Source organism: Blastococcus sp. SYSU D01042 (assembly GCF_054050515.1).
Map to the genome: position 1 here is coordinate 32830 of NZ_JBJGZM010000014.1, position 12805 is coordinate 45634.

General features: G+C 72.3%; 10 protein-coding genes. 9 read left to right on the forward strand and 1 reads right to left on the reverse strand.

What is annotated here, in order from left to right; translation table 11 throughout:
• Positions 1-35: 35 nt before the first annotated feature.
• From ACI79H_RS19045 to ACI79H_RS19060, 4 genes are all read left to right on the forward strand, one after another.
• The gene (locus ACI79H_RS19045; RefSeq protein WP_456555994.1) at positions 36-503 is read left to right on the forward strand and encodes a PPOX class F420-dependent oxidoreductase; all 468 of its coding nucleotides are present in this window, start codon (positions 36-38) and stop codon (positions 501-503) included.
• Positions 504-541: 38 nt separating this feature from the next.
• Positions 542-1129: a hypothetical protein gene (locus ACI79H_RS19050; protein ID WP_456555995.1), complete on the forward strand. Its 588-nt coding sequence runs from the start codon at positions 542-544 to the stop codon at positions 1127-1129.
• Positions 1126-1647, forward strand: a complete 522-nt coding sequence (locus tag ACI79H_RS19055) for a hypothetical protein (RefSeq protein WP_456555996.1) — start codon at positions 1126-1128, stop codon at positions 1645-1647. Before ACI79H_RS19050 ends, ACI79H_RS19055 begins: the two co-directional genes overlap by 4 nt.
• Positions 1648-1723: 76 nt before the next feature.
• On the forward strand, positions 1724-2269 hold the full coding sequence (locus ACI79H_RS19060) for a hypothetical protein (RefSeq protein WP_456555997.1): 546 nt from the start codon (positions 1724-1726) through the stop codon (positions 2267-2269).
• Positions 2270-2360: 91 nt separating this feature from the next.
• Here the strand turns inward: ACI79H_RS19060 and ACI79H_RS19065 are convergent, their stop codons facing one another.
• Positions 2361-3674, reverse strand: coding sequence for an acyl-CoA dehydrogenase family protein (locus ACI79H_RS19065; protein ID WP_456555998.1), 1314 nt, complete (start codon positions 3672-3674; stop codon positions 2361-2363).
• Positions 3675-3774: 100 nt separating this feature from the next.
• Here ACI79H_RS19065 and ACI79H_RS19070 point away from each other — a divergent pair, with 100 nt between their 5' ends.
• The 5 genes from ACI79H_RS19070 to ACI79H_RS19090 all read left to right on the forward strand — a co-directional run bounded on the left by ACI79H_RS19070 (position 3775) and on the right by ACI79H_RS19090 (position 12668).
• Positions 3775-5049, forward strand: coding sequence for a PucR family transcriptional regulator (locus ACI79H_RS19070; protein WP_456555999.1), 1275 nt, complete (start codon positions 3775-3777; stop codon positions 5047-5049).
• A gap of 190 nt (positions 5050-5239) precedes the next feature.
• Positions 5240-6919, forward strand: coding sequence for an ABC transporter substrate-binding protein (locus tag ACI79H_RS19075; protein WP_456556000.1), 1680 nt, complete (start codon positions 5240-5242; stop codon positions 6917-6919).
• Between the two features lie 268 nt (positions 6920-7187).
• Positions 7188-8843: an ABC transporter substrate-binding protein gene (locus ACI79H_RS19080; protein WP_456556001.1), complete on the forward strand. Its 1656-nt coding sequence runs from the start codon at positions 7188-7190 to the stop codon at positions 8841-8843.
• A 242-nt stretch (positions 8844-9085) separates the two neighbouring features.
• On the forward strand, positions 9086-10765 hold the full coding sequence (locus ACI79H_RS19085; RefSeq protein WP_456556002.1) for an ABC transporter substrate-binding protein: 1680 nt from the start codon (positions 9086-9088) through the stop codon (positions 10763-10765).
• Positions 10766-10991: 226 nt separating this feature from the next.
• Complete coding sequence (locus ACI79H_RS19090; protein WP_456556003.1) at positions 10992-12668, forward strand: ABC transporter substrate-binding protein; 1677 nt, start codon at positions 10992-10994, stop codon at positions 12666-12668.
• Positions 12669-12805: the final 137 nt, after the last annotated feature.

The following is a 12805-nucleotide window of genomic DNA, read 5'->3' on the forward strand; positions in this document are numbered from 1 at the left end:
CGGCGATCGTCACACCCGCGTCGTAGCGTCGGGTCATGCCGAGGACCGCCACCGCCGACCGCGTCGACCGCGATGCCCTCCTGGAGTTCCTCCGACCGCGGCACAAGGCGGTGCTGGTCACCCGCCGGCGCGAGGCCGGCGTGCAGCTCTCGCCGGTGACCTGCGGGGTGGACGGCGAGGGGCGGGTCGTCGTCTCGACGTACCCGCAGCGGGCCAAGGCGGCCAACGCCCGGCGCACGCCCGAGGTGTCCCTGTGCGTGCTGTCGGACGACTTCGACGGCCCCTGGGTGCAGGTCGACGGCGTGGCCGAGGTGCTCGACCTGCCCGAGGCGCTGGACCCGCTGGTCGACTACTACCGGGCCATCAGCGGGGAGCACCCCGACTGGGAGGAGTACCGCGCGGCCATGGTCCGGCAGGGCAAGTCGCTGCTGCGGATCACGGTCACCGGCTGGGGGCCGATCGCCACGGGCGGATTCCCTCCCGAGGTCGTCGACAAGCTCTGAACCTTGCATCCGCTGATGAAAGGTGTCAGGCTTGCGGTATGCCGTATGTGCTCACCGTCGACCAGCGGGACAGCAGGCGCACCCGTGACCGGGTGGCCGAGGTGCTGCCCCGGCTCGCCGCCGCGGTGCCCGCGGTGCTGACCTTCGAGCGGACGGCCGGGGACGAGTTCCAGGGTGTGCTCGAGGACGCCGACGCCGTGGTCGCCGTCGTGCTGGACCTGCTCCGCGAAGGCGTCTGGAGCGTCGGCGTCGGCGCCGGCCCGGTCCAGACGCCGCTGCCGTCCAGCACGCGCGCGGCGACCGGTCCCGCGTTCCTGAGTGCGCGGCGCGCGGTCGACGCGGCCAAGCAGCGGCCCTCGCGGGTCGCGGTGCGCGGCGCCGTGGCGGCCGACGCGGAGGACGCCCAGGCGGTGCTCGGCGCCCTGGCCCTGGTGGTGGAGCGGCGCAGCCCGCAGGCGTGGGAGGCGATCGGCCTGGTCGAGGAGGGCAGCACGCAGGCGGAGGCGGCGGCTGCCCTCGGCATCTCGCGGCAGGCGGTCGGACAGCGCCTGGCGGCCGGGCTGTGGGAGCTGGAGCGGGAGCTGCGCCCCACGGCGGCCCGGCTGCTGACCAGGGCGGCCGGGTGAACGTCCTCGTCCTCGTGCTGCTCGGGCTCACCGCCGCCGTGGGGCTCGCCTTCGCCCTCCTCGACCGGCCGGTCGCGCCCCCGGTGCGGGCGGCCGGCATGGCGGTCCTCCTCGCCGGCGCGGGCGCGGCGGCCTGGGCGGGCGGCGACGCCACGACCGGCCTGCTGGGCACCGCCACGGTGCTCGGGATGCTCGCCTCGGTGACCGGGGGCGGTCCGGTCGCCACCGGCGTGCTGCACGCCGCTGACCCGGCCGCGGTCGGCGTCGGTGGTGGCGCGCAGGACCCGGAGCTGCTCCGCGGCGGCGCCTGGATCGGGGTGCTGGAGCGCGCCGCGCTGACCGGCACGCTCCTGGTCGGCTGGCCGGAGGGACTGGCGGTCGTGCTGGCCGTGAAGGGCCTGGGTCGCTTCGCCGAGCTGCGCTCGCCCGCGGCCGCCGAGCGGTTCATCGTCGGGACGCTGGCCAGCGCGCTCTGGGCGGCTGCCTGCGCCGGCGTGGTCGTGCTGCTGCGCGGCTGACCGGCCGGTACGCCGAGCGGGAGGTCGCGCTCCCGGCGACAATGACCGGGAGCCCGCCGTCGTCCAGGAGGAATCCGTGCCCGAGTCGCCCACCGGGGGAGCGCTGCGCAACCCCGACCTGCTCGGCGTCTACTGCAACGACCACCTGGCCGCCGCCACCGGCGGCATCGAGCTGGTCACCCGCATGATCGGCCGCTGGAAGGGCAGCCGTTTCGAGCAGCCGCTCGAGCAGCTGCTGGACGAGCTGCGCGAGGAGCGCGCCGCCCTGCGGACGACGATGGAGTCACTGGGTGCGCCGATCCGCCAGTACAAGCTGCTGGCCACGTGGGTGGGGGAGAAGGTCACCCGGGCGAAGCTCAACGGCCGGCTGCTGTCCCGGTCCCCGCTGAGCGACCTCATCGAGTTCGAGTTCATCGCCACTGCGGTCCTCGCCAAGCGGGCGGGCTTCGAGACGCTGCGCGAGATCGCCGCGGTCGACCGGCGGGTGGACGCCGCGCTGTTCGAGCGGCTCATCGACCAGGCCGACGAGCAGCACGAGTGGCTGGCCGAGGCGCGCCGCGAGGTGGCCGCCGAGGTCTTCGGCGGCCACCCGCAGGCCGCCAGCGACGCCGCCGACACCTGAGCCACCGGCCCCGCGCGACCCCCGGACGCACGGAGACCCGTGGTCCGGACCCTCTCGGGACGGACCACGGGTCTCCGTGGGAGTGCGGTGCCTACTGCGACTGCGTACCGGTGCGCAGCGAGCGGAACGGCACGTCCTTGGACGCGTCGGGCTCGCGCGGGAGGCCGAGCACCCGCTCACCGATGATGTTGTGCTGGACCTCGTCGGACCCGCCGTAGATCGAGGGGGCGGGAGCGCCGAGGAACTGCAGGGCCAGGGCGCCGTGCAGCGGGCCGTCCTCGCCGGCGAGCATGCCCTGCGGGCCGGCGATCTCCATGCCGACGTCGCGGGACATGCGGGTGATCCGCGAGACCATGAGCTTGCCGAGGGACGCCTCGGGGCCCGGGCGGCCGCCGGCCTCCACCGCCGCCTTCGCGCGGAGGGTGTTCCAGCGGTTCAGCGACGTCAGGGCGTGGACCCGGGCGATGCCCTGGCGCACGGACGGGTCCTGGTCGCGGCCCATGGCCTTGGCCATCTTCGCGAGGGCCTCGCCGTTGCGGACCATCATCATGGCCGGCACGCGGCCACCGGTGGCGGCCTTGCGCTGGGAGTCGATGAACTCGCCGACGGACTGCTTGAGGAGCTGCTTCGAGCGGCGGCCGCCCGGCGCCGACAGCGGGAACCCGAGGGAGCCGCCACCGCCGAGGCCGACGCGCTCGTTGGCCAGCGTCGTGCGGGCGACGTTCCACCCGTTGTTCAGGCCACCGATGATGTTGTCGGCGCTGACGCGGGCGTCGGTGATGAAGACCTCGGCGAAGTGCGCCTCGCCGGTGATCTGCCGCAGCGGGCGGACCTCGATGCCCGGCTGGTCCATCTCGATGGCGAAGTAGGTGATGCCGGCGTGCTTGACGGCGTCGGGGTCGGTGCGGGCGATGAGCATGCCGACGTCGGAGCCCATGGCGCCCGAGGTCCACACCTTCTGGCCGTTGACGACGTACTCGTCGCCGTCGAGCTCGGCGCGCGTCGACAGCGAGGCGAGGTCGGAGCCGGCGCCGGGCTCGCTGAACAGCTGGCACCAGGCGTCCTCGCCGACCAGGATCCGCCGCACGAACTGGCTCTTCTGCTCGTCGCTGCCGTGGGCGATGATCGTCGGCGCGGCCAGCATGCGGGACAGGCCCGCCGGCGGCCCGACGGCGCCGACCGCCTTGAACTCGTCGTACGCGACGGCGGCCAGCTCGTTGTTCAGGCCCTTGCCGAACCACTGCGCGGGCCACTGCGGCACCGCCCAGCCGGAGTCAGCCAGCCGGCCCAGCCAGTCCGCGAGGGACAGCTGCGGGTCCCACTGCTCGTCGAGGAAGGCCTTGACGGCCTGGCGGACCTGGCTGGGGGTGTCCAGTTGCTCGGCCGTGGTGGTCTCGGTAGCCATACGCACTCCTTCGGGCGCTCGGGTCTCCCCGAACCTAGTGGCCCCCTGGAAAAGTGCAAGGCTCTAACTAATCGAATCCGCCCGCGATCCCGGAGGCCCCGTGCCCGAGCCGCTCGAGACCGACCAGGCGCCGTCGGGCCCGCCCTGCCGTCCCGGCGGCGACGCGGCGACCGCCGCCCCGGTGCTCGCCGCGCTCGCCGCGGAACTGCTCGCCGAGGGCGTGGACGACCTCGCGGGCGCGGCCGTCGCGGTCCTCCGCGCGGAGGAGAAGGCCTACCGGCGGCTCGACGCCGACGTCCTCACCGCCGACGTGACCGCGCAGCTGGGCTCGGTGCTCTCCCGGCTGGGCGCCCAGCCGTCGGCGGGGGAGCGCCCGGCGGTGGCGGTCGCGCTCGGCCGCCGGCTGGCCGAGCAGAAGGTGCCGCTGCCCGTCGCCCTGCGAGGCGTGCGGACGGCCGTGTCGCTGGTGTGGCGCGCCCTCGCCGAGCGGGTGGCGGTGCGCGCACCGGAGGAGGTGGCGGCCTGCCTGCGCGAGTCGGTCCTGGTGTGGGCGGTGCTCGACGAGCACGCGGGCGCGCTGGCCACCGGGCACGACCAGGGCCTCACCGCGCTCCTGGACGCCGACCGGGAACGCCGCCGCGTGCTGCTCGACGCCCTCGTCGACGGCCGGCTGGGGGAGTGGTCCCGGCTGGGCGGCAGCCTGACCCGGCTCGGCCTGCCCGAGGACGGTCCCTACGTCGCGGTGGCGGCCGAACGGGGCGCCGACGGCGCACCGGCCCTCCCGGGTGCCGAGGACTTCCTCGCCGGGCACGGCGTCCGTTCGGCCTGGCGGACGACCGCCGACGGCACCGTGGGCCTCGTCGCCATCGGCGAGTGGCGGACCGTCACCTCCATCCGCGAGCTCCTGGGCACCCTGGCCACCGGGCGGGTCGGGCTCAGCCGGTCCTACGACGACGCGCTGCAGACCTCGACCGCCGTGGCGCGGGCGATGGTGGCCCGCCGCTGCCTGCCGGCCGGCGCGATCGGGGTGACCGCGATCGACGACGACCCCGTGGCCGCGCTGCTGGCCTCCTCGGTCGAGACCTCGACGGAGGTCTCCCGGCTGCTCCTGGGGGCGGTCATGGAGCTCCCGGACGCCGAGCAGCAGACCCTGCTCGCGACGCTGGCCACCTGGCTGGCCACCAACGGGAACTCGACCGAGACCGGCCGGCTGCTGTTCTGCCACCGCAACACGGTGCGCAACCGGCTGGCCCGGCTGGAGCAGCTCAGCGGTCAGTCCCTGGAGGACCCCCGCAGCGTCGCCCGCCTGTTCGTCGCCATCGAGGCCTTGCGCCTGCTCGAGCCGGCTGTGCTGGGCGACGCCGGCAGCGCCTGACCCGACCACTAGACCGGCTCCGTTGTGCGGTCCGCATAGTCGAACCCCTCGTGACAGTGGCATGACGACTAGTGACGTCGATCACTGTGATGGAGCACACTCGCCGCAGCGCGAAGAGCGCGCGTGCACAGCCACGGCCTCCGCAGGCCGTCGCCCGTGCTGGCAGGCAACACGTCGAGGGGTGGACACATTGCGCGGACATTCGCACTGGTCGGGACGGTGGCGGCGGACGGGACGCGCCGTCGCCTCCGCAGGGATCGTCGGGCTGCTCATCGCGACGGCGGCCTGCGGCTCCGACGGTGGGGACGGCGGCGACGCCGAGGAGGGCGCGGTCGTCGATGCCTCGGACGCCGGTGACCCGGTCGAGGGTGGCGAGATCGTCGTCGGCCTCGAGGCGGAGACCAACAGCTGGCTCCCGGGGACGGCCAACTTCGGCAACCCGGGCTACAACGTCGCCTACGCGATCTACGACCCGCTGATGAAGCGGACGCCCGACGGCGCCCCCGAGCCCTACCTGGCCGAGTCGCTGGAGCCCAACGAGGACCTCACCGTGTGGACGCTGAAGCTGCGTCCGGACGTGCAGTTCCACGACGGCACGCCGCTGGACGGTCAGGCCCTCAAGACGATCTGGGACACCTACCTCAAGGCGCCGGGGTCCCGGCTGGCGGCCGACCTCGCCGACGTGAGCTCGCTGGACGTCGTCGACCCGCTGACCGTCACGTACACGCTGACGGCGCCGAACGCGGCCTTCCCCGACCTGCTCACCGACCCGGCGGGCTGGCCGTTCTCGCCCACCGCGGCGGCGGCGGCCGGCGAGGACGCCGGGTCGCAGCCGGTCGGCACCGGCCCGTTCCGGTTCGTCAGCTGGCAGCGGGACAGCCAGCTGGTGGTCGAGAAGAACGAGAACTACTGGCAGGAGGGTCTGCCCTATCTCGACAAGATCACCTTCCGGCCGATCCCCGACGAGGACACCCGCCTGTCCAGCCTGCAGAGCGGTGACATCGACGCCCTGCAGTCGCTGCGGCAGAGCACCGTCTCCCGGGCGCGCGACATCGAGGGCGTCGACAACTACGAGTTCCTCGGCAACAACACCGGTGGCTCCAACATCAACACCGGCAAGGCGCCGTTCGACGACGTCCGGGTGCGCAAGGCCATGGCCCTGGCGCTGGACCAGGAAGCGCTCATCGACGTCCTCGGCGGCACCGGGCTCACCCCGCCGTCGACCCAGTTCTTCGGGCCGAACGACCCCTACTACTCGGAGAAGGCGGCCGAGGCCTGGCCGACGAACGACCCCGAGCAGGCCCAGGAGCTGTACGACGACTACAAGAACGACCCGGCGCGCAGCGACGGCAAGGCGGTCGGTGAGGACATCTCCTTCACCTACACCTGCCCGCCGGACCCGAGCCTGAACGAGCTCTCCCAGCTGTACCAGTCCTTCTGGAACGCGCTGGGCATGCAGGTCGAGCTGGAGCAGGTGGAGCAGGCGGCGTACACCCAGCAGGTCATCGCCGGGGACTACGACGCGGGGTGCACGCGGCACGGCGCCGCGCGGGACCCGTACTACGTGTTCTTCCGCTCCTTCACGCCGGGCATCCCGAACGTCACCAAGTTCACCAGCCCGGAGATCGACGAGAACCTCGCGATCATGCGCACCTCGACCGACGTGGACGAGCGCAAGGCCGCCGCGGAGGCGATCAGCCTGGTGCTGGCCGAGGAGGTGCCCGTCACCTTCACCGGCGGCACGCTGACCGTGATCGCGGTCCGCGAGGAGGTCAAGAACGTCGACGGCTGGGTGTTCCCGGACGGTTCGGAGGGCAACGGCACGCCCGACGGCACCGCGATGTGGGGCCACGTCTGGCTGGCTGAGTAGCCGCAGCGCGCACGGCGGCCCGGGCGGATCCTCCCGCCCGGGCCGTCGTCGTGCGCGCGGTTAGCACACCGACCCCGCTGTGCGGACCGCCGGGGGTGACCGTCCGTGACGGTTGCGAGCCGCCCAATGACTCTCCGCACATCCGCAGGGACACTTCGACCAGGCGCCCCGTGCGCCCGCGCCCCGACATGCCCGTTCCCGGGCCGGCGTCGGGGTGGAACAGCAACGTGGTCGAGGAGCAACAGACATGCAACAGCACCGGCGTCCGATGAGAGGGCCGTGGAAGCGGGTCCTCCTGGCAGCGGGCCTCGCGGGGCTCCTGCTGGGCACCGCCGCCTGCGGCAGCGGGGACGAGGACGGGAACGGCGACGCCGAGGCCGGCGCCGTCAGCGACGTCGCCGAGGCCGGCGACCCGGTCGAGGGCGGGTCCATCACCGTGGGCCTCGAGGCCGAGACGAACAGCTGGCTGCCCGGCGAGGGCACCTTCAACCAGCCGGGCGTCAACGTCGCGTGGTCGATCTACGACCCGCTGATGCAGCGCACCGAGGACGGGACGCTGGAGCCCTACCTGGCCGAGTCGATGGAGCCCAACGCCGAGCTGACCGAGTGGACGCTGACCCTGCGTCCCGGCGTGCAGTTCCACGACGGCACCCCGCTGAACGCCCAGGCGCTCAAGACGGTCTTCGACGACTACCTCACGGCGCCGGGCTCCAACCTCGCCGCCACGCTCGCCGAGGTGACCTCGCTCGACGTCGTCGACGACCTCACCGTCGTCTACCGGCTCGCCGAGCCCAACGCGGCCTTCCCCGACAACCTCGTCCTGGCCGCCGGCTGGCCCTTCTCGCCGACCGCGGCCGCGGCCGCCGGTGCGGACGCCGGCGCCGCTCCGGTCGGCACCGGTCCGTTCGTGTTCGAGAGCTGGCAGCGCGACAGCCGCCTGGTCGTGAAGAAGAACGAGAACTACTGGCAGGAGGGCAAGCCCTACCTGGACGAGATCGTCTTCCGGCCCATCCCCGACGAGGACACCCGGCTCTCGTCGCTGCAGAGCGGCGACATCGACGCCCTGCAGTCCCTGCGGCAGAGCACCGTGGTCCGCGCCCGTGACCTCGACGCCGTGAACAACTACGAGCACCTGGGCAGCAACTCCGGTGGGATGACGATGAACACCAGCCGGGCGCCGTTCGACGACGTCCGCGTGCGCCGGGCCATGGCCCATGCCATGGACCAGGAGGCGCTCATCGAGGTGCTCGGCGGTTCCGGCGTCACCCCGCCGCAGACGCAGTTCTTCAGCCCGGACAGCCCGTACTACTCGGAGGCCCTCGAGGAGAGCTACCCGACGTACGACCCGGAGAAGGCGCAGGAGCTCTACGACGAGTACGTCAACGACGCGGAGCGCTCCGACGGCAAGGCGGTGGGCGAGCCCATCTCCTTCACCTTCCAGTGCCCGCCGGACCCGAGCCTCAACGAGCTCTCGCAGCTCTACCAGGCGTTCTTCAGCGCGCTGGGTGCCCAGGTAGAGCTGCAGCAGACCGAGCAGGCCGCCTGGATCCAGGACATGCTCGCCCGTGACTACGAGGCCGGCTGCACCCGTGTCGGTGCCGACCGGGACCCGTACATCGTGTTCAGCCAGGCCTTCCAGCCCAACCCGCTGAACATGACGGCGTTCCAGAGCCCGGAGATCGACGAGCAGCTGCAGGTGCTGAAGACCACGACCGACATCGAGGCGCGCAAGGCCGCCGTCGAGGCCATCGGCGAGGTCCTCAACGAGAACGTGCCCAACACCTTCTCCGCCGGCACGCTGACCGTCATGGCCACCCGGGACGCGGTCAAGAACCTGGACGGCTGGACCTTCCCCGACGGCACCAAGGGCAACGGTGCCGCCACCGCGCAGGTCATGTGGGGCCACGTGTGGGTCACCGACTGATCTGAGCAGCGCACACGACGGCCCGGGCGAGCACCTCGCCCGGGCCGTCGTGCGTCCGGGCGCTGTCACCGCCCGGTCACGGAGCTGTGGTCTGGGTCACGGTGGTGTATCGATGCGCGCAACCCGGTGACGCGGGTCACCTCCGGCATGCAGGATTCCCCTCCGCGCACGAACAGCGCGCACACGCGCACGGGTCCCGGACCCGTCGGTGTGCCGGCAGCACCTGGTCGAGGAGGAATCACATGCGAGGACATCCGCGTCTGACGAGAGGGAGCTGGCGGCGCACGCTGGCCGGCGCCGGTCTCGCCGCTCTCATGCTCGGCACGGCCGCCTGCGGGGGTGGCGACAGCGACGAGGACGGCGGCGCGGCCCCCGAGGTGGGCAGCGACGAGATCTCGGAGCAGGGCGATCCGGTCGAGGGCGGCGAGATCACCGTCGGCCTCGAGGCCGAGACGAACAGCTGGCTGCCCGGTACGGGCAGCTTCGGCAACCCGGGCACCACCGTCGCCTACGCGCTGTACGACCCGCTGATGAAGCGCACCGAGGACGGCGAGGTGCGCCCGTACCTCGCCGAGTCGATGGAGCCCAACGAGGACTTCACCGCCTGGACGCTGACGCTGCGTCCGGACGTGCAGTTCCACGACGGCACCCCGCTGAACGGCGAGGCGCTCAAGACGGTCTTCGACGAGTACCTGAAGGCCCCGGGCTCGAACGTGGCCAACACGCTCGCCGAGGTGGGGTCCCTGGACGTCGTGGACGAGCTGACGGTGCAGTACAACCTCACCCAGCCCAACGCCGCCTTCCCCTCCGTGCTGACCGGCTCGCCGGGATGGCCGTTCTCGCCCACCGCGGCGGCGCAGTTCGGCGAGGACGCCGGCGCCAACCCGGTCGGGACCGGGCCCTTCCGGTTCGTCGAGTGGCAGCGGGACAGCCGGCTGGTCCTGGAGAAGAACGAGGACTACTGGCAGGAGGGGCTGCCCTACCTGGACGGGATCACCTTCCGGCCGATCCCCGACGAGGACACCCGCCTGGCCTCCCTGCAGAGCGGTGACATCGACGCCATGCAGACCCTGCGGCAGGCGACGGTCGCCCGGGCCCGCGAGGTCGACGGCGTGGACAACTACGAGTACCTGGGCAACAACAGCGGCGGTTCGATCATCAACACCAGCAAGCCGCCGTTCGACGACCTGCGGGTGCGGCAGGCGCTGGCCTACTCCATCGACCAGCCGACGCTCATCGACGTCATCGGCGGCACCGGGCTGACCCCGGAGGCCACCCAGTACTTCAGCCCGGACAGCCCCTACTACTCCGAGGAGGCCGCGGAGGCGTTCCCCACCTTCGACGTGGAGCAGGCGCAGGAGTACTACGACGACTACATCAACGACCCGGCGCGCTCCGACGGGCAGCCGGTCGGGACCGACCTGTCCTTCACCTACAACTGCCCGCCCGACCCCACCCTCGCCGAGCTCTCCCAGCTCTACCAGTCGTACTGGAGCGCCCTCGGCATGCAGGTGGAGCTCAACTCGGTGGAGCAGGCGGCGCACATCCAGAACGGCATCGCGAAGGACTACGACGTGCAGTGCTGGCGGGTCGGTGACGAGGCCGATCCGTACTTCACGCTGAAGAACGCCTTCACGCCGGGCCCGCTGAACTTCACCGGGTACACCAGCCCGGCGATCGACGAGGGGCTGGAGACCCTGCGCACCACCGCCGACATCGACGAGCGCAAGGCCGCGGTCGAGCAGATCAGCCTGGACATCTCGGAGAACATCCCGAACCTGTTCACCGGCTACACGCTCACCGACGTCGCCGTGCGGGACACGGTGAAGAACGTCGACGGCTGGGTCTTCCCGGACGACACGGCCGGGGACGGCGTCCCGGGGGCCACGACGATGTGGGGGTTCGTCTGGGTCACCGAGTGAGCTGACCCGCACCGCAGCGGCCCGGACGGAGCGATTCGTCCGGGCCGCTCGGCGTGTGCTGCCGGCTCCGCCGCGTGGCGCACCCGTTCGTGATAGAGCGACAACAAGTAGTGACGCAGCTCACCGGCGTGGTGCACACTCCGACGGCGCTCACGGAGCGCGCACACCGAGGGGTCGGTCGGCCGCCTCCGTGTGTCGGCACGCGACATGGTCGGGGAGACAACACATGCGAGGACTTCGGCACCCGGTGCGGGGCCCGTGGAAGCGGGCGCTCGTCTCCGTGGGGATCGTGGGGCTCCTGCTCGGGAGCGCTGCGTGCGGAGGCGGGGACGGGGACGGCGGCGGGGACGTCGAGGAGGGTGCGCAGAGCGACGTCGTCGACGCCGGTGACCCGGTCGACGGGGGCTCGATCACCGTCGGTCTCGAGGCGGAGACCAACAGCTGGCTGCCCGGCGAGGGCACGTTCAACCAGCCGGGCCTCAACGTCGCGTACGCGATCTACGACCCGCTGATGCAGCGGACCGAGGAGGGTGAGGTCAAGCCCTACCTGGCCGAGTCGCTGGAGTCCAACGAGGACCTCACCGAGTGGACCCTCACGCTGCGCCCCGGCATCCAGTTCCACGACGGGACGCCGCTGGACGCCGAGGCCCTCAAGACGGTCTTCGACACCTACCTCAAGGCGCCCTCGTCGCGGGTGGCCGCGACGCTGGCCGAGGTGAACGCGCTCGACGTGGTGGACGAGCTGACCGTCGTCTACCGCCTGGCCGAGACCAACGCGGCGTTCCCGGACATCCTCACGGGTGCCTCGGGCTGGCCGTTCTCGCCCACCGCCGCGGCGCAGTTCGGCCCCGACGCCGGCGCGAACCCCGTCGGCACCGGGCCCTTCACGTTCGTCGAGTGGCAGCGGGACAGCCGTCTGGTGCTGCAGAAGAACGAGAACTACTGGCAGGAGGGGCTCCCGCACCTCGACGAGCTGATCTTCCGGCCCATCCCCGACGAGGACACCCGCCTGGCGTCGCTGCAGAGCGGTGACATCGACGTCATGCAGAGCCTCCGGCAGGGCACCATCCTGCGGGCCCGCGAGATCGACGGCGTCAACAACTTCGAGTGGCTGGGCAGCAACTCCGGCGGCACGACGGTGAACACCAGCATCGCGCCGTTCGACGACGTCCGGGTCCGCCAGGCGCTGGCCCACGCGCTGGACCAGGAGGCCCTGATCGAGGTCCTCGGCGGGGCCGGCGTCACGCCGCCCTCCACGCAGTTCTTCAGCGAGGACTCGCCGTACTGGTCGGAGAAGGTGGCCGAGGCCTACCCCACCTACGACGTCGAGAAGGCGCAGGAGCTGTACGACGACTACATCAACGACCCGGAGCGCTCGGACGGGCAGCCGGTCGGCACGCAGCTGTCGTTCACGTTCCAGTGCCCGCCGGACCCCAGCCTCAACGAGCTGTCCCAGATCATCCAGGCCTTCTGGGGTGCGCTGGGTGCGCAGGTGGAGCTCGAGCAGACCGAGCAGGCGGCCTGGATCCAGCAGATGCTGGCCCGGGACTACGAGACCGGCTGCACCCGGGTCGGCGGCGACAACGACCCGTACATCCTGCTGAGCCAGGCGTTCCAGCCGGGGCCGTTGAACATGACGGCCTTCCAGAGCCCGGAGATCGACGAGCAGCTGGAGATCCTCAAGGCCACCGCCGACCTCGACGAGCGGAAGGCGGCGATCGAGGAGATCGGCCTGATCCTCAACGAGAACGTGCCCAACACGTTCGCCGGCGGGACGCTGACCGTGATGGCCGCCCGTGACGTCGTCAGCAACATGGACGGCTGGGTCTTCCCGGACGGCACGAAGGGCAACGGCGCTGCGAACGCGTCCGCCATGTGGGGCCACGTCTGGACCACCGAGTAGCACCGCACCCGCAGGACCGACAGCACGCGGCGGGGGGGGGGGGGGGGCGGGGCCCGCGGGGGGGGGGGGGGGGGGGGGGGGGGGGGGGGGGGGGGGGGGGGGGGGGGGGGGGGGGGGGGGGGGGGGGGGCGGGGACT